Origin of the sequence: Corallococcus sicarius (assembly GCF_003611735.1) — a bacterium.
Taxonomy (GTDB): Bacteria; Myxococcota; Myxococcia; order Myxococcales; family Myxococcaceae; genus Corallococcus; species Corallococcus sicarius.
On record NZ_RAWG01000143.1, the window covers coordinates 1 to 22,634 of the forward strand.

General features: G+C 70.2%; 18 protein-coding genes. 10 read left to right on the forward strand and 8 right to left on the reverse strand.

Annotated features, from left to right (window positions below; genetic code table 11):
- On the reverse strand, window positions 1-1,552 hold a 1,552-nt coding region (locus tag D7X12_RS21845), incomplete at its 3' end, for a ComEC/Rec2 family competence protein (protein ID WP_147443765.1).
- A gap of 191 nt (window positions 1,553-1,743) precedes the next feature.
- On the opposite strand from D7X12_RS21845, the gene D7X12_RS21850 reads away from it, so the two are divergent.
- Entirely contained in the window at window positions 1,744-2,238 is a 495-nt protein-coding gene (locus D7X12_RS21850) for a CarD family transcriptional regulator (protein WP_120533482.1), read from the forward strand.
- A gap of 109 nt (window positions 2,239-2,347) precedes the next feature.
- Here the strand turns inward: D7X12_RS21850 and D7X12_RS21855 are convergent, their stop codons facing one another.
- Complete coding sequence (locus D7X12_RS21855; RefSeq protein WP_120627217.1) at window positions 2,348-4,000, reverse strand: FHA domain-containing protein; 1,653 nt, start codon at window positions 3,998-4,000, stop codon at window positions 2,348-2,350.
- Between the two features lie 172 nt (window positions 4,001-4,172).
- Here D7X12_RS21855 and cysS point away from each other — a divergent pair, with 172 nt between their 5' ends.
- The 7 genes from cysS to D7X12_RS21890 all read left to right on the forward strand — a co-directional run bounded on the left by cysS (window position 4,173) and on the right by D7X12_RS21890 (window position 14,193).
- Window positions 4,173-5,642, forward strand: coding sequence for a cysteine--tRNA ligase (gene cysS / locus D7X12_RS21860; protein ID WP_120627218.1), 1,470 nt, complete (start codon window positions 4,173-4,175; stop codon window positions 5,640-5,642).
- 44 nt (window positions 5,643-5,686) lie between these two features.
- A complete protein-coding gene (locus D7X12_RS21865; RefSeq protein WP_120627219.1) occupies window positions 5,687-7,375 on the forward strand; it encodes a M28 family peptidase in 1,689 nt (562 codons plus the stop codon).
- Window positions 7,376-7,454: 79 nt separating this feature from the next.
- Window positions 7,455-9,620, forward strand: coding sequence for an excinuclease ABC subunit UvrB (gene uvrB / locus D7X12_RS21870; RefSeq protein ID WP_120627220.1), 2,166 nt, complete (start codon window positions 7,455-7,457; stop codon window positions 9,618-9,620).
- Window positions 9,621-9,632: 12 nt separating this feature from the next.
- Window positions 9,633-11,573 (forward strand): excinuclease ABC subunit UvrC, encoded by a 1,941-nt coding sequence (gene uvrC, locus D7X12_RS21875; RefSeq protein ID WP_120627221.1) that lies wholly within the window; start codon window positions 9,633-9,635, stop codon window positions 11,571-11,573.
- A 138-nt stretch (window positions 11,574-11,711) separates the two neighbouring features.
- A complete protein-coding gene (locus tag D7X12_RS21880; protein ID WP_014398200.1) occupies window positions 11,712-12,230 on the forward strand; it encodes a DUF507 family protein in 519 nt (172 codons plus the stop codon).
- A gap of 60 nt (window positions 12,231-12,290) precedes the next feature.
- Window positions 12,291-13,772 (forward strand): hypothetical protein, encoded by a 1,482-nt coding sequence (locus D7X12_RS21885; RefSeq protein ID WP_120627222.1) that lies wholly within the window; start codon window positions 12,291-12,293, stop codon window positions 13,770-13,772.
- A gap of 70 nt (window positions 13,773-13,842) precedes the next feature.
- Window positions 13,843-14,193 (forward strand): hypothetical protein, encoded by a 351-nt coding sequence (locus D7X12_RS21890; protein ID WP_120627223.1) that lies wholly within the window; start codon window positions 13,843-13,845, stop codon window positions 14,191-14,193.
- A gap of 164 nt (window positions 14,194-14,357) precedes the next feature.
- Here the strand turns inward: D7X12_RS21890 and D7X12_RS21895 are convergent, their stop codons facing one another.
- The 3 genes from D7X12_RS21895 to D7X12_RS21905 are packed head-to-tail and all read right to left on the reverse strand — an operon-like array spanning window position 14,358 to window position 17,859.
- Entirely contained in the window at window positions 14,358-15,317 is a 960-nt protein-coding gene (locus D7X12_RS21895) for a DUF3108 domain-containing protein (protein WP_120627224.1), read from the reverse strand.
- 24 nt (window positions 15,318-15,341) lie between these two features.
- On the reverse strand, window positions 15,342-17,033 hold the full coding sequence (locus D7X12_RS21900; RefSeq protein ID WP_341868237.1) for a DUF4091 domain-containing protein: 1,692 nt from the start codon (window positions 17,031-17,033) through the stop codon (window positions 15,342-15,344).
- Between the two features lie 22 nt (window positions 17,034-17,055).
- Window positions 17,056-17,859 (reverse strand): DUF3108 domain-containing protein, encoded by an 804-nt coding sequence (locus D7X12_RS21905; RefSeq protein ID WP_120627225.1) that lies wholly within the window; start codon window positions 17,857-17,859, stop codon window positions 17,056-17,058.
- Window positions 17,860-18,169: 310 nt separating this feature from the next.
- Between D7X12_RS21905 and D7X12_RS21910 the strand changes: the two genes are divergently transcribed.
- Entirely contained in the window at window positions 18,170-18,391 is a 222-nt protein-coding gene (locus D7X12_RS21910; RefSeq protein ID WP_120627226.1) for a hypothetical protein, read from the forward strand.
- A 28-nt stretch (window positions 18,392-18,419) separates the two neighbouring features.
- Here the strand turns inward: D7X12_RS21910 and D7X12_RS21915 are convergent, their stop codons facing one another.
- Entirely contained in the window at window positions 18,420-19,091 is a 672-nt protein-coding gene (locus D7X12_RS21915; protein ID WP_120627227.1) for a YggS family pyridoxal phosphate-dependent enzyme, read from the reverse strand.
- The gene (locus tag D7X12_RS21920; RefSeq protein ID WP_120627228.1) at window positions 19,088-19,696 is read right to left on the reverse strand and encodes a Maf family protein; all 609 of its coding nucleotides are present in this window, start codon (window positions 19,694-19,696) and stop codon (window positions 19,088-19,090) included. Before D7X12_RS21920 ends, D7X12_RS21915 begins: the two co-directional genes overlap by 4 nt.
- Before the next feature lie 60 nt (window positions 19,697-19,756).
- On the opposite strand from D7X12_RS21920, the gene D7X12_RS21925 reads away from it, so the two are divergent.
- Window positions 19,757-20,848, forward strand: coding sequence for a GGDEF domain-containing protein (locus D7X12_RS21925; protein WP_120627229.1), 1,092 nt, complete (start codon window positions 19,757-19,759; stop codon window positions 20,846-20,848).
- A 24-nt stretch (window positions 20,849-20,872) separates the two neighbouring features.
- Here D7X12_RS21925 and D7X12_RS21930 read toward each other — a convergent pair whose 3' ends face one another.
- On the reverse strand, window positions 20,873-22,447 hold the full coding sequence (locus D7X12_RS21930) for a peptidylprolyl isomerase (protein WP_120627230.1): 1,575 nt from the start codon (window positions 22,445-22,447) through the stop codon (window positions 20,873-20,875).
- Window positions 22,448-22,634: the final 187 nt, after the last annotated feature.

Consider the following 22,634-nt stretch of genomic DNA (forward strand, 5'->3'; position numbering starts at 1 on the left):
CCGAACCCAGCGCCCAGCACCCCAGCCCCACCGCGTACGCGAGCGCGAGGAGTGGCCCGAATCCAGGCACCTCCACCGCCGCGAAGGGCACCGAGGCGAAGCCCCGCGTGAGCACCAGCAGCAGCTCCGAAGCCCACGCGCCCGCCCACAGCACCGGCGTCGCGATGACGGGGGCGACGACGAAGAGCGCCGCGCCGCCCGCCGCGAGCCCGGTGAGCACGCCACACAGGGGCAGGGCGACGATGTTGGAGACGAGTCCCGCCAGGCTCACCCGGCCGAACGCCGTCGCCACCACGGGCAGGCCCACGAGCGTCGCCGCCGCGCTCGCGCACAGCGTCTGCGCCACCGTCTCCCGCCCCTTCGCGGCCCAGCGCTTCAGCCGCCGGGGCTCGGAGGGGTCGGGCGGCGGAAGGGGCAGGGCCTCGCGCAGCGCGGGCGACAGCAACACCAGCCCCAGCACCGCGAGGAACGACAGGCGCAGCGACAGGTCCACCACGCTGGAGGGCGTCCACGCCACGAGCACCAGGGCCGCGAGCGACAGGCCGTTGAGCCCATCCGCGCGCCGCCACAGCCCCAGCCCCAGCAGCACCGCCGTGGCCATCACCGCTGAGCGCACCGCCGGGGCCTGGGTCCCCGTGAAGAGCACGTAGGCCCAGACGAAGGGCACCGCCGCCGGGGCCGCCACCCGCCGGGCCTCCCACCCGCGCCACCGTCCCCCCAGTCGCACCAGGCCGCGCCGCAGGAGCGCGAGCGTCATCAAGGCCAGCGCCGCCACGTGCAGGCCGCTGACGCTGAGCACGTGGGCGAGCCCCGCCCGGGAGAAGGCGTCCTCCCAGGAGGCGTCCAGGTCCGCGCGCTGCCCGGCCGCCAGCGTCAGGAACAGCGCCGCCGCATCCGGAGAGGGGGCCACCCCGCGCACCGCCTGCCCCAGCCGGCCCCGGACGTCCTCCAGCGCGAGCCGCCACGCCGGGGCAGGGGAGAGCGCCAGCAGGCGCCCTGGAGCGAATCCGCCCGTGAAGGCCACGCCCTGCCGCCGTCGCGCCGACGCGAAGTCCCGCTCGCCCGGGTTGGAAGGGGGCGCATCCGGCACGAGCCGCGCCTCCACACGCACGCGCTGCCCAGGTTGCAGGTCCAGCCCGTCACCCTGGCCGGAGAGGCTCGCGCGGAAGCGAACGGGGACCTGGGGCCCCGGAAGTGGCCCGGCCCTCGCGACCGCGAGTCGCAGCCGGGTGGCGCCGTCGAAGCGCTCCACGCGCTCCACCTCGCCCTCCAGGACCGCGCCGCCTCCTTCCGTGAGCGCCGGGGGGATGTCCACCCGTGCCTCAAAACCGGAAAGACCCGCGCCCATCAGGGCCAGCGCGCCGAGCACGCCCAGGTGGACACCGGGCAATGGACCGAGCGCAGTCCCCGCCAGTCCCAGACAAAGCGCGCAGAGGAGAAATACCCCGGCGGCGCTCCCTGTTCCGGTTGCCCAGAGGGCGCCGAGCGTGAGGCTCAGCGCGGGAAAAAACAAAGGACGCGTGCCCAGGTCGCGCCACGCATAACGAACCAACACCCACCCCCACCCACCACCGCGTTCGTCCTGCGGCGCTCGTACACCGAGCAACTCCGCACACAAAACCGGACACCGTAGTGCGGCCCGCTTCGGGTGGTCAAGGCGATTTCGTTGCCCGTGGATGTGGTTTGTGGTAGTAGTGGCCGGCTTGAAGGCCGGGGTCGAAGCTTTCTCCAAGGAGGCAGTTAGTGCAGACCAGCTTCAAGACTGGTGACAAGGCGGTTTATCCGGGCCAGGGCGTCGGTGAGGTGATGGGCATCGAGCACACCGAGGTCGCCGGGCAGCGCCAGTCGTTCTACGTGCTGCGCATCCTGGAGAACGGGATGCGGATCATGATCCCCATCAACAAGGTCGGTTCCGTCGGCCTTCGGGAGATCATCAGCGAGGAGGACGTCAAGCAGGTCTACTCCATCCTCCGCGAGAAGGACATCTCGGTGGACTCGACGACGTGGAACCGTCGCTATCGCGAGTACATGGAGAAGATCAAGACGGGTTCCGTCTTCGAGATCGCCGAGGTGCTGCGCGACCTGTACCTGCTCAAGGGTGACAAGGACCTGTCGTTCGGCGAGCGCAAGATGCTCGACACGGCGCGCTCGCTGCTCATCAAGGAGCTGTCGCTGGCCAAGGATTGCACCGAGGAAGAGGTCGAGTCCGACCTGAAGAAGATCTTCAACCTCGCCTGATGGTTTCGTGACGCGGCGGGCCTCCTGGCCGCCGCGTCCGCATCCCTCGCCCCGGGTTCCCTCGTTGGGATCCGGGGCTTCGTATTTCCGGCGGGGCCTCGCCTGCATTTCAGGGCGCGGGAGCGGTGGCCGGGGGCGCCTGGGTTTCGAGCGCGGCCAGCTGTTCACGGGCCTCGGCGTTGTTCGCGTCGTGCTTGAGGGCCTCGTTGAAGGCCTCGCGCGCGTCCGCCCAGTCGCGGGCGCGGGCGGCGTCCATGCCCGTGCGCACGTACAGCCCGGCGAGCTGACGGCGCAGGCCGGTGCCATGGCGGCTCCAACCCTGGGACAGGGCCTGGTCCAACTGCACGGCGGCGATGAGCGCGTCGAGCGCGCGGGGCCGGTCCTGCTTCGCCAGGGCCGTGCGTGCGGAGGCCTCGGCGGTCTGGAAACGGGTGAGCTGCTGCACCAGGGGCGCGAGGTTCGCGCGCCGCGCCTGGGCCAGCGCGCCCGACACGTCACCGGACTCGTAGCGGGCGAGGATGTCCGCGCGCGCGCGCTCATCCGGGGTGCCCTGCGCCGAGGCCGCCAGCGCGCCCTTCCGGCGGGCCACGCTCGAGGCCTCCGGGCCGGACTCCCCCGTCTTCGTGGACGCCGTGCCTTCACGCAGGCCCCGGGCAATCTCCGTGGCGCGAGGACCTGACGCCCCGTCCTTCGTGGCAGCCGCGTCATCGGAGGGGCCCTTCGGGGCTGCCGTGCCATCACGCAGGCCTTGCGCAATCTCCGTGGCGCTGGGACCCGTCGCCCCGTCCTTCGCGGCAGCCGCGCCCTCGCGCGGTCCGGCACTGAGCGTCGGCTTCGGAGCGGCCGTGGCCTCGGGAACCGGGACCTTCGCTTCCACCGGGGGCGCGTCCTTCCCGGAGGGCTCGCGCCCGGAAGCGGCCTCCGCGCCCTGGACCGCCGCCGGAGCAACCTCACCCGGGACGCGGACCTCCGTCTCCGGGGCCCGGACCGCAGGAGTGCCCGCGCCCTTCTGCGAGGCCCCTTCCGCCAGCGCGCGCGCCGACGGCGCTTCCTTCATCTGCAGGGCCACCACGCTGATCAGCGCCGCCACCGCGGAGCCCACGACCGCCGCGGCCAGGGCCACGGCGACGACGCCCACCGAGCGCTTCCCCTGGCGCGCAAGGAGGGGATCCAACGCCGTCTTCAGCGTCGCGGGAGCGGCGCCCGGACCGCGCAGCCGCAGGCTCGCATTGCCCAGGCTCAGCTCGTCTCCGGGCCGGACCTCCACCTCGCCCTTGATGCGCGAGCGGTTGACGAACGTGCCGTTCTGGCTGCCCAGGTCGCGCACGGTGAAGGTATTGCCGCGCCGGGTAAGCTGGGCATGGCGCCGGCTGATGGACGCGTGCTGGAGGCGCAGGTCGGACGTGGACGACCGGCCCAGCGTGATGGAGCCCTGGTGCAGGGGCACGAGCTGCCCCACGCCCGGCCCGCGCTCCACGTACAGGAACGCGGGCGCCAGGCCCGGATCCGAGTACTCCTTCTGCCAGTCGTAGCGGGGCAGCAGCTCCCGGTCGGACTTCGTCCGCTCGCCCGGCACCCGCCGCTTCACCCGCCGGGGGCCCGCCGGATACTGGGGGACGCGCTGCGGGCGCGGATCATCCGCCTGCAGGGGCGCCACCTCGTCCTCGTCGAACGGCAGCTCCTCGCCCGGGTCGTCCGGGGTCGCCTGCTGCCCGGGCGGACGGGGAGGGCGCGGCGGACGCTTGGGGTTCGGCGGGGCCATGCGGCCATTCTCCCAGGTTGCGGGGCAGCGAACAGGGGGCCCCACTGGGTTTCCTCGAATGTCGGACGCATCCGGCGCCAAGTGCTGGCCTGTGTGGGACTGGGGATCCTAGAGTGTGTACCGCGTCGCGCAAGTGTCGCGCCCGCCCTGCTCCCCAAGGAGGACCCTCACCGTGGCCCCCTCATCCATCCGGCTCTTCAACACGATGTCCATGCAGAAGGAGCCGCTGGAGCCGCTCGTGCCCGGCGAGGTGAAGGTCTACGTCTGTGGGCCTACCGTCTACAGCTACATCCATATCGGGAACGCGCGCACGTTCACGTCGTTCGACGTGGTGGTCCGCTACCTGCGCTACCGGGGCTTCAAGGTGACGTACGTGCGCAACTTCACGGACGTCGACGACAAGATCATCAAGTTCGCGCACGAGACGGGGGAGACCCCCCATGCGTTCGCCTCGCGCTTCGTGGACATCTTCCGCGAGGACGTCCAGGCCCTGCACCTGCTCGAGCCGGACGTGTCGCCCCGCGTGAGCGAGACGATTCCGGAAATCGTCGCTCTCATCCAGACGCTGGTGGACAAGGGCTACGCCTACGAGGCGAAGGGCGACGTGTACTTCGCCGTCAGCAAGGACGAGGACTACGCGAAGCTGTCCAAGCGCCACCTGGACGACCTGTGCCAGGGCGAGCGCGTGCAGCCCGGCGAGCTCAAGCGCGAACCCCTGGACTTCGCGCTGTGGAAGGCGGCGAAGCCGGGCGAGCCGTCGTGGGACAGCCCCTGGGGCAAGGGCCGCCCGGGCTGGCACATCGAGTGCTCCGCGATGAGCGAGAAGTTCCTGGGCCGCTCGTTCGACATCCACGGCGGGGCGTTGGACCTCATCTTCCCCCACCACGAGAACGAGATCGCCCAGAGCGAGTCCGCCACCGGCCAGACGATGGCGAAGTACTGGATGCACTGCGGCTTCCTGGACCTGGAGGGCGCGAAGATGTCCAAGTCGCTGGGCAACGTGGTGCGCCTGCGCGACGCGCTCGCCAAGGTGGACGCGGAGGCCCTGCGCTTCTTCTTCCTGGCCACGCACTACCGCCACCCGCTGGGCTTCGGGGAGAAGGCGCTCCAGGACGCGGAAGGGCGCATGGAGTACTTCTACGAAACGCTGCGCAAGGTGGAGGAGCGCGTGGCGGGCAAGGACTTCGGCCAGGGGCCGCTGCACGGAGACCCCGCGCGCTTCCTCGCGGAGTTCGAGTCCTCCATGGACGACGACTTCAACACCGCGGGCGCCCTGGGCGCGCTGTCGGGCCAGTTCGGCCTGATGAACGAGCTGACGGACAAGCCGCCCGTGAAGGACAAGGCGCTGGTGGGGCGCACCCTCGTGGTGCTGCGCGAGCAGGTGCGGGAGATGTCCCGCGTCCTGGGCCTCTTCGAGGACGAGCCGGGCGCGTGGCTCCTGCGCCGTCGCGACCGCGCGGTGCGTGAGCGCGGCATCGACGTGGCGGAGGTGGAGCGGCTGCTCGCCGAGCGGACCGCCGCCCGCGCCGCGAAGGACTTCGCCGCCGCGGACCGGGTGCGCGGAGCCCTGAAGGAGCGCGGCGTGGACATCATGGACACGCCTGCTGGCACCTCCTGGAAGGTGGCGGCTCCCGCCTCCTGAAAACCCGCTGGGGAGGGCCCGGGCGGCCATGCTAGGCCAGGGGCATGAGGCTCCTCCCGGCGCACCTCCCCCTGCTGTTCGTCGCCCTGACCTCGCTGCCCGTCCTCGCGGCGGGCGCGCCCTCCATCACCCCCCAGGAGAAGGCGGCCGGGCAGGCCATCACCCTGGAGCTGCTGCGCTCGCACGTGCGCTTCCTCGCGAGCGACCTCCTGGAGGGCCGCGGTCCGGGCACCCGGGGCGACGCGCTGGCGCAGGAGTACATCGCCACGCAGTTCGAGGGCCTGGGCCTGAAGCCGGGCGCCGCGGACGGCAGCTACCTCCAGCGCTTCGACCTGATGGGCGTCAACAGCCATCCGGGCCCGATGAGCTTCCAGGCGCAGGCGGGCCGCGTGGAGCTCAAGCCCCGCGAGGACTTCATCGCCGTGTCCGGCGTGCAGGCGACGGAGGCGAAGCTGGAGGCCTCCGAGCTGGTCTTCGTGGGCTACGGCATCGTCGCGCCGGAGTTCCAGTGGGACGACTTCAAGGGCGCGGACTTGAAGGGCAAGACGCTCGTCATCCTCAACAATGATCCGGAGGAGGATCCGCGCCTGTTCGCCGGCAAGGCGCGCCTCTGGTACGGCCGCTGGGACTACAAATACGAGCAGGCCGCGAAGACCGGCGCCGCGGGCGCCATCATCATCCACACCACGCCCAGCGCGGGCTATCCGTGGCAGGTGGTGCGGACGTCGTGGACCAACGAGCAGTTCGAACTGCCCGCGGACGACGCGCCCCGCCTCCAGGTGAAGGCGTGGACCACCGAGGACGCCACGAAGCGGGTGCTGAAGCTCACGGGCCAGGATCTCGAAGTCCTGCGCGCCGCCGCCCAGAAGCGCGACTTCCGCCCGGTGCCCCTCGGCGTGAAGCTGTCCATCCGCCTCACCAACGAGGTGCGCCGCCGGCCCACCGCGAACGTGCTGGGCGTGCTGCCGGGCAGCGACCCCACGCTGGCGAAGGAGGTGGTCCTCTACAGCGCGCACCATGATCACCTGGGCAAGAAGGACGACGCGAAGCCGGGCGAGGACGCCATCTACAACGGCGCGGTGGACAACGCGTCCGGCGTGGCCGCGATGCTCACGGTGGCGCGGGCCTTCACGTCGCTGCCCACGCCCCCGCGCCGCTCGGTGCTGTTCGCCGCGGTGGCCGCGGAGGAGTACGGCCTGCTGGGCTCCGCGTACCTCGCCGCGAACCCGCCGGTGCCCACGGGCCGCATCGCCGCGAACATCAACGTGGACGGCGCCAACATCCTGGGCCGCACGCGCGACATCACCGTCATCGGCCTGGGCAAGTCCAGCCTGGACACCTTCGTCACCGCGATGGCGAAGACGCAGGGGCGCACGGTGAAGGCGGATCAGCTCTCCGACCGCGGCTTCTTCTACCGGTCGGATCAATTCAACTTCGCGCGCCTGGGCATCCCGGCGGCCTACTTCGGCAGCGGCATGGACTTCATCGGCAAGCCGGAGGGCTGGGGCCGCGAGCAGCGCGGGGACTGGGAGGCGAAGCACTACCACCAGCCCTCGGATGAGCTGCGGCCGGAATGGGACCTGTCCGGCGCCGTGGAGGACACCCGGCTCTTCTTCCTCGTGGGCGCCCAGGTGGCGCGCGCGCCGGAGATGCCGAAGTGGAACAAGGGCGACGAGTTCGAGGCTGCCCGCCTGAAGTCCCTGGAGGCACTGAAGGGCGCGGCCGCGAAGTAGGAGGGCGCTCCGTCTTTTGGCGGACGGGCATGCACGAAGGTTCAGTACTCCCACGGCCGGGGTGTTAGATCGTGCCCCTATGCCGGAGTTCCAACTCGTCAGTGACCACAAGCCGCAGGGCGACCAGCCCCGGGCCATCGGTGAGTTGACCGAGGGCCTGGTGCGCGGCGACCGCTACCAGACTCTCCTGGGCGTCACCGGTTCGGGCAAGACGTTCACGATGGCGAACCTCATCGTCAACGTGCAGCGGCCCACGCTGGTCATCGCGCACAACAAGACGCTGGCCGCGCAGCTCTACGGTGAGTTCAAGGGCCTGTTCCCGAACAACGCCGTCGAGTACTTCGTCTCCTACTACGACTACTACCAGCCCGAGGCCTACGTCCCGTCGACGGACACCTTCATCGAGAAGGACTCGTCCATCAACGAGAACATCGAACGGATGCGCCACTCGGCGACGCACAGCCTGCGCACGCGCGACGACGTCATCATCGTGGCCAGCGTGTCCTGCATCTACGGCCTGGGTGCCGCGCGCAGCTACGTGGACCTGGCCATCCGCGCGCAGGTGGGCGAGGACATGGGCCGCGATGGCTTCATGCGCAAGCTCGTGGAAGCCCAGTACGAGCGCAACGACCTGGACTTCCACCGCGGCACCTTCCGCGCCCGGGGCGACACCGTGGAGGTGTTCCCCATCTACGAGGAAGAGCGCGCCGTGCGCGTCAGCTTCTTCGGCGACGAGGTGGAGCGCATCACCGAGTTCGACCCGCTGCGCGGCGTGACGCTGGGGCAGCTGGAGAAGATCGTCATCTTCCCCGCCAGCCACTACGTCGCGGGCGCCGACGCGCGCCAGAACGCCATCCGCACCATCCGCGATGAGCTGGCGGAGCAGCTCCAGAAGTTCAAGGCGGAGGGCAAGCTGCTGGAGGCGCAGCGGCTGGAGCAGCGCACCATGTTCGACCTGGAGATGATCGAACAGGTCGGCTACTGCAACGGCATCGAGAACTACTCGCGCCACTTCACCGGGCGCGCGCCGGGTGAGTCCGCCCCGTGCCTCATCGACTACTTCCCGCGCAACATGCTGGTGCTCATCGACGAGAGCCACCAGACGGTGTCCCAGATTGGCGCCATGTACCGCGGCGACCGCGCGCGCAAGGAGACGCTGGTCAACTTCGGCTTCCGCATGCCCAGCGCGCTGGACAACCGGCCGCTGAAGTTCAACGAGTTCGAGGAGATGGTCCAGCAGGCCGTCTTCGTCTCCGCGACCCCCGCCGAGTACGAGCTCCAGAAGTCCAAGGGCGTGGTGGTGGAGCAGATCATCCGCCCCACGGGCCTCATCGACCCGGAGGTGGAGACGCGTCCCGCCGGCAACCAGGTGGATGACCTGCTGGAAGAGGTCCGCGTGCGCGTGTCGAAGAGCGAGCGCGTGCTGGTGACGACGCTCACCAAGCGCATGGCGGAGGACCTCACCGAGTACTACAGCGACGTGGGCGTGAAGGTGCGCTACCTGCACTCGGACATCGACGCCATCCAGCGCATGGCCATCATCCGCGACCTGCGCCGGGGCGAGTTCGACGTGCTCGTGGGCATCAACCTGCTGCGCGAGGGCCTGGACATCCCGGAGGTGTCGCTCGTCGCCATCCTCGACGCGGACAAGGAAGGCTTCCTGCGCAGCCACGTGTCGCTCATCCAGACCATTGGCCGCGCGGCGCGCAACTTGAACGGGCGCGTCATCATGTACGCGGACCAGATGACCGACTCCATGAAGCGGGCGCTCGAAGAGACGTCCCGCCGCCGCGCCATCCAGACCGCCTACAACGTCCAGCACGGCATCACGCCGCGTTCGGTGAAGAGCAACATCCAGAACTTCTCCGAGAACCTCCCGGACTACGACGCGCAGGCCGGCGCGCTGCCCATGGCGGCGGAAGGGGAGAACGACCTCCTGGAGCCCAAGGAGATCAAACGCCTCATCGCGGAGTTCAACCAGGAGATGCTCAAGGCCGCGGACGAGATGCAGTTCGAGAAGGCCGCCGAGTTCCGCGACCGCGTCCAGCTGCTCAAGGACATGGACCTGGGCCTCAAGCCCGCGTCCCGTTCGCTCCTGCGCGCGCCGCCCAAGGCGGTGGACCAGCCCGGCACCACCCCCAAGAAGGGGCGGGGCCGCGGGCGTCCTTCGGGCGGTTCTTCTGGCGGTTCTTCAGGTGGTTCGTCGTCTGGCACGGCCGGCCGTTCGCGGGCCCGCAAGAACTAGGAGCCACCCCGCATGGACATCCGGCTGCAGGAGAAGCTGGACGCGCTGCCCACCGAGCCCGGCGTGTACCTGATGAAGGACAAGCGCGGGCAGATCATCTACGTGGGCAAGGCCATCAACCTGCGCAGCCGCGTGCGCAGCTACTTCACCCGCACCGGGGACACCCGCGTCTTCGTGTCCCTGCTGGACACGATGCTGGGCGACCTGGAGACGGTGCTCGTCCACAACGAGAAGGAGGCGCTCCTCCTCGAAAACGAGCTGATCAAGAAGCACAAGCCCCGCTTCAACGTCCTGCTCAAGGACGACAAGCAGTTCATCTCCCTGCGCCTGGACCGCAACCAGCCCTTTCCCCGGCTGGAGGTGGTCCGCAAGTACGAGAAGGACGGCGCGCGCTACTTCGGCCCGTACTCCAGCGCGGGCGCCATCCGCGAAACGCTGCGCCTCATCAACCGCTTCTTCCAGCTGCGCACCTGCACGGACCACGTGCTGGCCAACCGCAAGCGGCCGTGCCTGCTCTATCAAATCGGCCGGTGCCCGGCGCCGTGCGTCCACCCGGTGTCCCCGGAGGACTACCGCAAGAGCGTGGACGAGGTGGCCATGTTCCTGGAGGGCAAGGCAGGGGAGCTCATCGAGGGGCTGCGCATGCGCATGAAGCGCGCGTCGTCCGAGTTGAAGTTCGAGGAGGCCGCCCGGGTGCGCGACCAGCTGCTCGCGATTGAACGCAGCCTGGAGCGCCAGAAGGTGGCCACCAGCGACTTCAAGGACCAGGACGTGTTCGCCTTCTTCCGCGAGGGCGACCGCATCCTGTTCTACGTGCTGCACGTGCGGCAGGGCCGGCTCAACGGCGGCCAGGCGTTCCCCTTCGGCAGCCAGGAGTTCCCGGACGACGAGCTGCTCGCCTCGTTCGTGAACCTCTACTACGACCAGGGCGGCTTCGTGCCGGAGGAGGTCCTGCTGCCGCTGGAGCCCGGCGACGGCACCGACGGCCTGGAGGCCCTGCTCACCGAGCGCAAGGGTGACCGCGTGCGCGTGTTCGTCCCCAAGCGCGGGGAGAAGCATGAGCTGGTGAACATGGCGGTGAAGAACGCGGAGCAGGCGTTCGTGGAGCGCAAGCGCACCAAGGACGAGACGGACACGGTGCTGTCGCGGCTCCAGTCCAAGCTGGGCCTGCGCAACTTCCCGCGCCGCATGGAGTGCTTCGACATCTCCCACTTCCAGAGCTCCGCCATCGTCGCCTCGCAGGTGGCGGTGACGGATGGGGAGACGGACAAGTCGCGCTACCGCAAGTACAAGATCAAGACGGTGGAGAAGCAGGACGACTTCGCCAGCATGTACGAGGTCATCACCCGAAGGCTGAAGCGGGGCCTGGAGGATTCCGACCTGCCGGACCTGTTGGTCATCGACGGTGGCAAGGGCCAGCTGGCCAGTGCGCACGCGGCCATGAAGGACCTGGGCGTGGAGGGCGTGGACGTGGTGGGCCTGGCCAAGAGCCGGGACCAGGAGGTGTTCGACCGGGACGCGGAGAGCGCGAAGAGCCCCGAGCGCGTCTTCGTCCTGGGCCGCAAGGACCCCATCGTCCTGCCGCAGAACTCAGCGGAAATGTTCATGCTCACGCGCATGCGTGACGAGGCCCACCGCTTCGCCATCACCTTCCAGGGCAAGACGATGCGCAAGAGCGCCATGCGTTCGGCGCTGGAGGACATTCCGGGCGTCGGCGAAGGAAGGCGGAAGATGTTGCTGCGCCACTTCGGTTCTCTCAAGCGGGTGGGGGACGCCAGCATCGAGGAGCTGGCTGAGGTCGTGGGGCCCGCGATGGCCGAGCGCGTCCACGCGGGGCTGCATGGCGATCCCGAGGACGACACCGAGGACCCGGTGCGCGAAGCCTCGCTGGATGACGCTTCCGAACCGTCGCACGAAAAAGCGGATGGAGGGTCGCCACCGGGTGCGGCATGATTAAGTTCCGGTTCGGACGCCGGGGGGGCTGGCCGCTGGAACCCGCGACGTTCCTAGGGTTTTTCATTGCGACCATGCTCGGCGCTGATTTATAGCGGTTGAAGATCCGAGCACGTTTGAAGAGGACGAGGGACCGACATGAGGCTGTATCCGAAGGTGATCCCGATCATCTCGCGCGAGGCCATTCAGCAGCTCATGCAGGACGGGGACATCGAGGTGGAGCCGATGCGCGTGGCCGACGCCGAGATGGACCTCTCCGCCATCATGCGCGAGTACCTCGCCAACGAAGAGCGTGTGAACCAGGCGACGCGCGAGGCCCTGGAGCGTCGAGGATATGACTACTCCAAGTTCAACCAGGTGAAGCGCGAGATGGCGGATGTGCGCGGCTTCAAGATGGGGGACGAGGGCATCGAGTACGTCATCAACCAGATGATCGAATTCCTGCTCATCAGCCGGAACGTCGAGGAGGTCTACTCCCCCGACAACGTGCTGCGTCAGAAGATGTTCCAGGGGATGAAGAAGCACCTGGACGTGGATGACGAGATCGACCGGGAAGCACGCTCGCGGCTGAAGCACCTGCAGGAAGGCACGAGCGCCTTCGACATCGAGTACAACAAGACCGTCGAGCAGATCCGCCGCGCCCGCGGCCTGATTTAGTCCGGGGCGTGCCACGGCCCGCTCCGCTGCCTACCTTCAAGTTCAAGGGAGGCAGCGTCGATGGCGGGTACAATCACCAGCATCTTGCTGTCCGGTGTCCTGGCCGCGGGTCCAGGGGGCGACGGGTTCACGTTCGAGGGCCGGGAGGCCAGCGCGGGGACCGAGCAGCCGGACGGGTATTTCATCCAGGGTCCGCTTCCATTCAGTGACCTCTCCGAGCGCGGCACGGGGCAGGCATCCCTGTCCGTGGAGGACCGCGTCGGCATGGCCACCGCGACCTTCGGGGACCAGGCCCAGCTCAGCGCCCGCCTGCGGGTGGGCGGCGTGGACTACCGCATCGAGCTGACCCAGGCGGGCTTTCCTCCCGTCCAGGCGATGGCGCGGGCCCCTGCCGGGCCGCTTCCCCGGCCTCCTCCGCACGCCATTGGCGGGGGCGTGCTGATGGGCACGCCGCTCTACGGCGAGAGCGGCATCGGCTGGCGCGCCACGACGCGCGCGCACGCGGCCATGGCGGTGTGGGGCATTGGCAGCGTGTGGCGCAACGGGGCGCTCCTGACGGACTCGGCGCTGGTGCATGCGGCGGCGCTGGACGCGGGCACGTTCGCGGATGACGACACCAGGCGCCTGCTGCGCGAAGCCCGGCCGGGGGACGCGGAGCTCGTCGTGGTGGTGTGGAACCTGCCGCAGCAGCAGGAGCCGCGCGGGTTCGTGCAGTTCCTCTTCGACAACGTCTCCATCCGCGTGGACGGCGCGACGGTGCCGTCCGTGGCGGTGGTGCCCACCACGGGACAGTTGCCCGCGTCGCTCGCGAACCTCACGCCGGTGGCGCCCACGGCCTTCCCGGCGGCGGTGGCCCCGGTGTCCGCCCCGCGCTTCGCACCGGCCACGCAGGGCACGGGCGGCAGCGGCACCGCGGGGACGACGCGGGTGGGCACGGGCTTCGGAGCGACAGGAACCGGGACGACAGGAGCTGGAGCAGGGACGGGGACGGTCGCGCCGGGTGTCGGGACGACGCCGGTGCCCGCGCTGCCGTCGGATGCGCCCTCGACGTTCAGTGGCTCGTTCTCTCCCTCCGGACCGGCCAACCCGCCCGCGGTCGTGTCGGGCGTGGCCCCGGGCTCCAACGCTCCGGTGGGGCAGGGCACCTTCGCCACGCCGCCCACGGTGGGAGGCGTGTCCGTGGGTGGCTTCACGACGCCGCAGGTGTCCCCGCCGGACTTCAACAACTTCGTCGGCACCAGCCAGGTGAGCCCGGGCATCCTCGCCACGACGCCGCCGCTGACGCAGTCCTCCACCACGCCGACGCCGCCCATCCTGGGCACGCCCGCGCCCCTCAACACCGGCACGCCGCCGCCGCTGCTGGGCACGCCCGCGCCGCTGAACACGTCTCCCAGCACCGCGCTGCCCGCCGCGCCGGCTCCGGCCAACGCCGCGCCCGCCACGGGCGCTCCCGCGGCCCCCGCGGCTCCCGGCAGTGCGCCGGGGGCTCCTGGCGCGGCCCCCGGAGGCACGGCGGGCGGCGCCGCCGCGCCCGGTCGCTGACAGGGACTCCGCACCGGAGGGCAGGGGTGGGAAAATTGACCGGACGCTACGGACCTGTAGCGTTCCGGCCATGTCCCTCCCCGTCGCAGCCCTCGCCACCACCGCGATGTTGCGCCGCACCGACCCCGTTCGCGGGGCGGTGGAGCGCCTGGCCCAGACGCTGCCCGCGCGCGCGGATGCCACCGTCCTGCTCGACTTCGTGGAGGACGACCTCCGCGAGGGGCTGGATGCGCTGGGCGACGTGCAGGCCCACTTCCACGACATGCTCCAGGCGCTCCAGCGTGAAACGCTGACGCCGGTGGCCCTGCTGAACGCGGGAGAGGATCTCCACGTGCTCCAGCGCCTGGAGGACCTGCACGAGGTGGTGACGCACCTGCGTCGCCGGCTGTCCCAGGCGGCCGGGATGATCCGGCGCGGGTAGGCCCCCGGCGGCTCCAGCGACGGGAGGTCGAACACCCGCGCGAGTCCTTCTGCGCGCCCTGCGCCCGGCCTCTTGAATTTTGCAAACCATTCTCAACTGATGGGCAAACAAAAAGCCCGCGCTCCGGGAGGGAGGCGGGCCGGGGACGGGGCTTCAGCCCCGCGTCACCACTTGAGCTCTTCCTTGCCCTGGGCCTCCATGGGCTTTTCGCCGGGGCGGGTGACGCCGGACAGGGTGAGGCGCACGGCGCCCAGGTCGATGGCGCCCACGGCGGCCAGCGGCAGGCGGCGCGCGTCGTCGGTGATCCACACGTGCACGTCGCGCGTCTGGGACGGCCGGTCCAGGCGCACGGCGGTGCCGGACAGGTGCCAGGCGTCGAACTCGCCCAGGGGCAGCGACACGTGCTCGCGCTCCACCACGGTGGCCGTCAGGCGCCACATGCGGCGGATGCCGTACACGTCGAAGCACACCGGCAGGTCCTTCTTCAGGGGCAGCTGGCGGATGAGGTAGATGGCGCCCGCGACGTCCAGGCCGTCCTTGTCGAACGTGTAGTTGAACTGGCCCTTGGGCTTGTCCCCGAACTGGAAGTCCACCTTGACGGAGCGGTCCTGCGCGCCGAAGTCCACGTTCACCTTGCGGCGCTGCTCGTTCTCCACCGCGTCCTCGGTGTAGCGCGAGGGGCGCAGCGTGCGCGGGTGCAGGTAGCTCACCGCGCTGCCGCGAACGCGGCGCACCTTGGAGAAGAGGGTGTTGGTCTGCGCCTCCACCAGCACCGGCAGCGCGCCGTTGGCGGGGCGCTGCACGCGCATGGTGAGCTTGCCCGCCTTGGCGCCCATGGCGTCCAGTTCGAACTCGAGCAGCTCCCCGGGCTTGAACGCGAGCGGCGTGCGCAGCGTGGGCAGCCCCTGCTCACACGGCTTCACCGTGACGGCGGGCTCGTTGGGAGGCGCGGGGGTCGCCGCATCCCCGAGGTTTCCCCCGGGTTCGGCGGGCGTCCCGGCGTCGGACGCGGCCGGCTGGCTGAAGGGCAGCTTGAACGAGGGGGCCTGTTGGGCCTGGCTGGGGGTGGCGCTGACGGCGCTCAAGGCGAGACAGGCCGCGACGAGGGTGCGCATGGAGCTCATTCTGCTTTCTCCCAGGGGGAGTGACTACGGGGTGCCCCCGGAAGTCCGACGTCCGGAGCGCTTCGCTTGTTCAGCCGCCCAACGCTTCACGAGCCGCGCCGTCACTTCCCGGCGCACCTCGTCCCATTCCGCCGGGTCACGGGTGATTTCATAGCCTGAACGGGCCAGCCGTTTCGCCGCCGCCCGGGCGAAGTCGCCGTCGCCCAGCGTGGTGAGCAGGCGCAGGTATTCGTAGTCCTCCAACCCGTCCCGCAGGTGCTTCAGCCGCAGGGACACCACCGGCTGGTGCTCGCTGCCCCCCAGCTTCGAGGGCGTGCCCGGGTAGAAGAAGGTGCCGTCGCCGTTGCCGCCGAACTCGAAGAGGTCCGTCCAGACATCCTTCTTCGTGTTGTAGGCGAAGACGGTGTCGAAATAGAGCTCGCCGTCCACCCCGCTGCCGTAGGCCAGCACGCCCATGGCCCGGTTGAGCGGGGCGGGGGCGTCCACCATGTACGAGGCCCAGTCGCTGTAGGCCCGGTCCAACGTCGTGTCGCGGGGCGGTCCGCCGGTGCAGCCGTGGGAGTTGCAGCTCTGGTACCACCACACCTTCGCGCGCGGCGGCAGGAGCGAGCGCACCTTCGCGGTGCTCGCCACGGTGCGGCACGTCTGCGGGCCCTCGCGCGGGTAGAAGCAGTTGATGGTGGGCGTGAGGATGTCCGCGGACCCCTGGAGCGCGGGATCCAACGGCGTGGTGACGAGCACCGGGATGCGGCCCGCGGCGCGCACGCGCTGGGACTGCGCCTTCACCAGCGGCACGTCCTCCGGCTTCGGTTCATCCTTGGCGTAGAAGAAGAGCTGCGTGGGCCAGCCCTTGTCCTCGAAGTGCTGCTGGAACGCGCGGTAGTACGCCGTCTTCTCCGCGTCCGTGGCGGCCTTCTTGTTGTCGCGCACGTCCGTCGTGGTGAAGCGCGCGCCGGAGGGCAGCAGGCTGCCGTCGAGGAAGGGCGCAAGCTCCGCGTCGTACGCGGTCCAGTCCAGCACCGCGCGGCCGTCCTCGAACTTCACCGGCGGCGGGTCCATGCCCATGCCGTGCGCGCTCACGCGGTGCTCCAGCAGCGCCTTGCCGTACGCGCGCAGCAGCGCCTTCGCCTCCGCGGAGTCGGCCTTGAGCCCGTGCCCCTTCGCGATGCTGTAGAGCGAGATGCCGAAGCTGTTGGGCAGCGACGACGTGGCCGGGATTTCAAACGGCTGCACCTCCACCGTGAAGGGCACCGCGGGCAGGTCCTTGCCGTCCGCCGCCGCGCTCAGGCTCCCGGTATAGGTGCCCGCCGCCTGCTTCCCGGGCACGCACACCTCCACGTAGAGGACCGCGGGGTGCTGGGGATTGCCGGGCGCCGACAGCGGCACCAGCGCGTCCGGCCACGGGCCCGTCCGGCCCTCGCCGTTGGACGCCGTCTTCACGTCCAGGTACGCCTCGCGCCACGCCTCCACGGGCAGCGGCGCGCCCGGCCCCTTCAGGGCCAGGGGCTTCATCGTCAACCGGGTGACGCCCCGGGGAAGCACCACCTGGGTGGCCTCGCACTCGCCGCGCGCCACGCTCAGACGGGCCTTGGCCGCGCCCCTCGGCATCGCGTCCTGGCGCACCTTCACCAGGGGCGACACCACCGTCGGTCCACCCGGCGCGGCCGACAGCACCGTCGCCACGGCCCACGCCCAACCCACCACGCCCATGGCCATGCCTTCCCCTGCTGGGACGACGTCAGTCGCCCTTGTCCGCGCGGGCCACCGCCACCGCGCGGCCCGGCTTGTAGTCCGTCATCTCCACCACCATGGCGCCCAGCGCGAAGTCCGCCTCCATGCGCACCGGCACGTGGCGGGCGTCCGCGGTGAAGTGCGCGACGAGGTCCCGCTTGGACTCCAGGTTGCCGCCGAACTCGGTGTGCACGCGCACGCGGAAGGTGTCGCGAGGCCCCATCGGGGTGGTCAGCGTCTCACGCCGCTCCACCGTGGCAGTCAGCGTGAAGTGCCTGCTGCCGGTGAACACGGGGTACGTGTACGTCGTGCCCACCGTCAGGTCCTGGGTCCGGAGCGCGAACGCCGCGCCCGTCATGTCCAGCGTGCCGTCCGGCAGCTCGTGGTTCGTCTCGCGCGGCGGGTCGCTCTCCTTCTGCTTGACGACCTTCGCGCCCTTGTGGTCCGCCGTGAGCTGGATGCGCTGACGCCGGCGCTTGCGGTTCTCCTCCGAGTGCAGGTCGCTGCCCGTCACCCGCTGGGTCGCGGCGTCCCAGTACGACACGTAGCGGCTCTTGATGGGATAGATGCCAACCATGTCGTCGGACTTCGCCAGCGCGACAATGGGCCACACGCTCTGGCCCCACTGCGTCATGGGCGCGCCCACGGTCACCGTCGCCGTACCCGCCGTCAGCCCCAGGTACTTCACCCGGTACTGGGCCTGCTCACCCGGGCCGAACGCTGGCGCGGCGGGCTCCTGGGCGTGCGCGAGCGCGGACCCCATGAGTCCGACCATCGCCGCCGTGAACCCCCACCTGGACAGACTGCGCATCGGGTGTGCTCCCTTGCTTGCAAGTTAGGTGGCCGGCCCGCCCAAGCCAACCGTGCACCGCAACCGCTCTCAGCACCGGACATTTCCGGGACGGCCCATCGTGGCGGGCATTCAAAAGCCGTCTGTCCGCCCCCCGGGCGCCCCAGCAAAGGCCTGATGCTGGAGCAGGACGGGGGGCACAGGGGTACACGCACGGGCCGGCTGCTGACAAATGGGCGACAGTTCGTCATGCCCGCCTGCATGCCCAGCGGGATGGGGCGGAGGCTGGTAGCGTTCCAGGCCGTCTCGCCCCGCTTCGGAGCCACCGCCCATGTCCAACGACTTCCAGTTCGACGACGACGACTTCGCGAAGGAGGCCGGCGCCGCCAGCGGCAGCCGCGTGTTCAAGGAATTCGAATGTCCCGGGTGCGACGCCCACAACCCCGTGGACGACACGTTCACCGACGGGGACGAGCTGCGCTGCAACTACTGCGGCTGCGAGTACCTGGCCCGCATCAACTCCGAGGGCCGGCTCAAGCTCAAGGCGGTGTGAGCGCCAGCAGCGCCCCGCCCGCCCCGTCTCAGGAGCGCTCGCCGAAGATGGCGGTGCCCACGCGCACGACGGTGGCGCCCTCCAGGATGGCCTGCTCGAAGTCGTGCGTGGTGCCCATGGAGAGCGCTGTCAGCGCATGGCCCTGGGCCAGCTCGCGCAGCCGGGCGAAGCCCTCGCGCATCCGCGCCACGTCGTCCGTGGGGGGGGGCAGCGCCATCAGCCCCACCGGCTGCAGGTTCGGCAGCGCGCGCACCCGGACGAGGAAGTCCCCCAGCGCGTCCGCGGCCAGCCCGTGCTTGGTGTCCTCCGCCCCCAGGTTGATCTCCACGTAGCAGGGCAGGGGAGGGGCGCCTTCGCGCCGCTTCGACAGCTCGGCCGCGATCTCCCACCGGTCCAGCGCGTGGAAGGCGTGCGCGACGCGGGCCACGTACTTCACCTTGTTCGTCTGCAGCGCGCCAATGGCGTGCCAGCGCAGGCCGTCCAGGTCCGCGAGCTCCGCCGCCTTGTCGCGCAGCTCCTGGGCGTAGTTCTCCCCGAAGTCGCGCTGCCCGGCCGCGTACGCCTCGCGGATGAGCGCCGCGGGCTTGAGCTTGGACACCGCCACCAGCGTCACCGACGCCTCGGGGCGGCCCGCGCTCGCGCAGGCCTTCGCCAAGCGCTCGCGCACCCGCGCGAGGTTGTCCGCCACGGAGGCGCTCACGCGGGACTCCCAGGGGCACCTGGAGCCCGCCACGGCAGGGGAACCCCCGCCTGCGCGAGCAGGGCCAGGGTCTCTCCCAGCGGCAGGCCGATGACGTTCGTGGGGCTGCCCTCGATGGAGGCGACGAGGAAGCCGCCCTTGCCCTGGATGGCGTAGGCGCCCGCCTTGTCCAGGGGCTCGCCGGTGTCCGCGTACCAGGCGATCTCCTCCCGGGAGAGCGCGCGGAACGTCACCTGCGTGCGGACGACCTGGGAGGCCTGGGCGCGGCCCGCGACCGCGATGCCGGTGAAGACCTCGTGCGTCTGGCCGGACAGCTGGCCCAGCATGGCGCGCGCTTCCTGGGCGTCCCGCGGCTTGCCCAGCAGGTCCGACCCCAGGGCCACCGTGGTGTCGGCGGCCAGGACCCACGCGTCCGGATGGCGGGCGGCCACCGCCCGGGCCTTCTCCACCGCGAGCCGGTGCACATAGTTTCGCGCAATTTCTCCGGCCATCGGCGTTTCATCGATATCCGCCGCCGCCACGGTGAAGCGCAGACCCAGTTGGGCCAATAAATCCTTGCGCCGGGGCGATGCGGAGGCGAGAACGAGCAAGTCGGTTGGATCCATGGGCGAGTGCCTGTCGCGACTCGCGGGCCTTAGCAGACTTGCGCTCCGGAGGGCACCCCGATGAACCCCGCGGACCTCCTGTCGGCCATGAAGCGGACAGTGGAACAACTGGCCGCCTTCAACGAGATGGCCAAGGCGCTGACCTCCACGTTGGAGCTGCGCGAAGTCCTCACGCTCGTGATGCAGAAGGTCAGCGCGCTGCTGCGGCCGCGCAACTGGTCCCTCATCCTGCAGGACGAGCGCAGCGGAAAGCTGTACTTCGAAATCGCGGTGGGCGAGGGCGCGGAAGCCCTCAAGGGCCTCCAGCTCAACCCCGGGGAGGGCATCGCCGGGGCGGTGTTCGCCTCCGGCACCGCGCGGCTCGTCCACGACGTGGGCGGCGACCCCAGCTTCGCGCCCCGCTTCGATGAAGCCTCCGCCTTCCACACCCGCTCCCTGCTCGCCGTGCCCCTGGTGGCGCGCGAGCGGGTGCTGGGCGTCATCGAACTGGTGAACGGCCCCACCGAGCCCACCTTCACGCCCGAGGACCTCACCACCCTCACGGCCATCGCGGACTACGCGGCCATCGCCATCGAGAACGCGCGCAACTTCCGCCGCGTGCAGGAACTCACCATCACCGACGAGCACACCGGCTGCTTCAACGCGCGGCACCTGCGCGCGCAGCTGGAGCAGGAGGTGAAGCGCTCGGCGCGCTTCCGCCACCCGCTGTCGCTCGTGTTCCTGGACCTGGACCACTTCAAGTCCATCAACGACAGGCACGGCCACCTCGTGGGCAGCGCGACGCTCAAGGAGGTAGGGGACGTGCTCATCGGCCTGGGCCGCCACAACCTGGACGCCGTCTTCCGCTACGGCGGTGACGAGTTCGCGGTGATGCTCATCGAAACGGACACCGCGGGCGCGCAGGTCATCGCCCAGCGCATCTGCGAGGCCTTCCGCGGCCACCGCTTCCTGCGCGAGCAGGGGCTGGACGTGTCGCTCACCGCGAGCGTCGGCGTGGCGTCCTTCCCGGACCACGCCACCTCCGCCACGGACCTCATCCGCGCGGCGGACTTCGCCATGTACGCGGCCAAGGGCCAGGGCCGCGACGGCATCGCCGTCGCCGAACGCACGACGGGCGAAGAGGCCCCCAGAGAGGTCCCCTTCGCCCGCTGAAAGACTCCGTGCTGTGACGCGGGGCTACCCCGCGGCGCCCAGCACCGAGTCGATGGCCTCGGTGTTGGTGACGACGGTGCCGCTCTTGCGCAGCGACTTGAGGAAGGACTCCGTCAGCTCAATCTGCTTGGCCTGACGGGCCTGGGTGCGCAGCTCCTCCTTGCGCTTGTCGAAGCCCGCCGTGTCCGGCTTCTCCCGGTCCACCACCTGCGCGACGACGTGCGCCTCGCCCACGGTGAAGACCTCGTCCAGCGCCTTCGGGCCGGTGGCCTCGAAGGTGGCCTTCACGAGGCCGGGCGCCGGGCCCAGGTGCGGCACGGAGTCACCCGCCGCGGTGAAGCTGTCCGTCTCCACCGCCTCGGGCTTCGTCTCCGCCTCGAAGCGCAGGAGCGCCGGCTGCTGGCCCTCGGCCACCGGGAACAGCTCCTTCAGCGACTTGCCGCCCTTCACCGCCGCCAGCGCCTTGTCGGCCTCCGCCTTCGCGAGCCCCTTGGCCTGGTCCTGCTTGTAGAGGGTGGTGGCAATCTCCCCCTTCACCTCGTCCAGCTTCCGGGCCTGCGCCTCCTTCTTCTCCTCCACCTTCACCAGGTGCACGCCCAGCGGGGACTCCACCGGCTGCGTCACCTCACCGGCCTTGAGCGCGAACGCCGCGTTGGCCAGCGTGGGCTCCCACGCGTTACGCTCCACCCAGCCCAGGTCGCCGCCCTTGAGCTTCGTCGCGTCGTCCTCGCTGCTGGCCTTCGCCACCGCCGCGAAGTCCTTGCCGGAGTCCAACTCCTTGCGCAGTTCTTCCGCCTTCGCCTTCGCCTGGGCCTTCTGCTCGGGCGTCGCGTCCGGGGCCACCTTCACCAGGATCTGCCGCGCGTGGATCCGCTCCGGCACGTTGTAGACGAAGCTGTTCGCCGCGTAGTAGTCGCTGATCTCCTTCTCGTGCGCCTTCTGGAACTCCGCGAGCTGCGCGGGGGTGGGCGCCGGGACCTTGTCCGCGAACATGGTGGGCAGGAAGCGGGCGAACACCAGCTTCGCCTGGTTGCCGTCCTTCTCGTAGCGCGCGCGGACCTCGTCATCCGACACCACGGCACCCGTGCGCACCACATCCAGCATCTTCTGGGCGGCCATCTGGCGGCGCAGCTCGTCCTCGTACTCCTGCGTCGTGCGGCGGTAGAAGTCGCGCAGCACCTGCTGGTAGCGGGTGAAGTCGAACTGGCCCTCCTTGTTGTGGAAGTCCGTGTTCTGGTGGATGAGCTTGCGCAGCTCCTCGTCCGAGGGGCTGATGCCATGGCGCTCCGCCGACTGGGCGAGCAGCTCCGCGTTCACCAGGCGGTCGAGCACCTGCTTGTCCATGCCGAACTGGCGGGCGACCGACTCCGGGATGGGGCTGCCCTGCGAGCGCAGGAAGCTCATCTGCCGAGACCACGCGAGGCTGAAGTCGCGCAGGGGGATCTCCTTGCCGTTCACCACCGCGGCCGCGCCGGCCGTGGGGACCGCCTCGCCGTAGCTGAACCCGTTGCTGCCCGGGCCGAACTGGAGCGTGAACACCACGGCGATGCCGATGATGAAAAGGAGGGAGAAGACCTTCCGGAGATTCAAACCGTCCATTGTCGTCACTTCACGGTCGGAAGCGCCCGCGATTCACCCTTGCGGAAGGTCTCGCGGCGCCGTGTTGTTGGTAGCCCGGCCGGTGGGGGATGGACCTGCAATCCCCCCTCATCCGGGCCTTGACTGCCTAGGACAACAGACCGGAAAATGCAAGCGATTCAGAGAGTTTAGCCCACCCCTCTCCCCC

What these genes read in the sequence shown, in the direction of transcription:
- D7X12_RS21855 (WP_120627217.1), bottom strand. Translation starts at nt 4,000, where the DNA reads ATGGCCCCGCCGAACCCCAAGCGTCCGCCGCGCCCTCCCCGTCCGCCC.
- D7X12_RS21865 (WP_120627219.1), top strand. Translation starts at nt 5,687, where the DNA reads ATGAGGCTCCTCCCGGCGCACCTCCCCCTGCTGTTCGTCGCCCTGACC.
- uvrB (WP_120627220.1), top strand. Translation starts at nt 7,455, where the DNA reads ATGCCGGAGTTCCAACTCGTCAGTGACCACAAGCCGCAGGGCGACCAG.
- uvrC (WP_120627221.1), top strand. Translation starts at nt 9,633, where the DNA reads ATGGACATCCGGCTGCAGGAGAAGCTGGACGCGCTGCCCACCGAGCCC.
- D7X12_RS21880 (WP_014398200.1), top strand. Translation starts at nt 11,712, where the DNA reads ATGAGGCTGTATCCGAAGGTGATCCCGATCATCTCGCGCGAGGCCATT.
- D7X12_RS21885 (WP_120627222.1), top strand. Translation starts at nt 12,291, where the DNA reads ATGGCGGGTACAATCACCAGCATCTTGCTGTCCGGTGTCCTGGCCGCG.
- D7X12_RS21890 (WP_120627223.1), top strand. Translation starts at nt 13,843, where the DNA reads ATGTCCCTCCCCGTCGCAGCCCTCGCCACCACCGCGATGTTGCGCCGC.
- D7X12_RS21895 (WP_120627224.1), bottom strand. Translation starts at nt 15,317, where the DNA reads ATGAGCTCCATGCGCACCCTCGTCGCGGCCTGTCTCGCCTTGAGCGCC.
- D7X12_RS21900 (WP_341868237.1), bottom strand. Translation starts at nt 17,033, where the DNA reads ATGGCCATGGGCGTGGTGGGTTGGGCGTGGGCCGTGGCGACGGTGCTG.
- D7X12_RS21905 (WP_120627225.1), bottom strand. Translation starts at nt 17,859, where the DNA reads ATGCGCAGTCTGTCCAGGTGGGGGTTCACGGCGGCGATGGTCGGACTC.
- D7X12_RS21910 (WP_120627226.1), top strand. Translation starts at nt 18,170, where the DNA reads ATGTCCAACGACTTCCAGTTCGACGACGACGACTTCGCGAAGGAGGCC.
- D7X12_RS21920 (WP_120627228.1), bottom strand. Translation starts at nt 19,696, where the DNA reads ATGGATCCAACCGACTTGCTCGTTCTCGCCTCCGCATCGCCCCGGCGC.
- D7X12_RS21925 (WP_120627229.1), top strand. Translation starts at nt 19,757, where the DNA reads ATGAACCCCGCGGACCTCCTGTCGGCCATGAAGCGGACAGTGGAACAA.
- D7X12_RS21930 (WP_120627230.1), bottom strand. Translation starts at nt 22,447, where the DNA reads ATGGACGGTTTGAATCTCCGGAAGGTCTTCTCCCTCCTTTTCATCATC.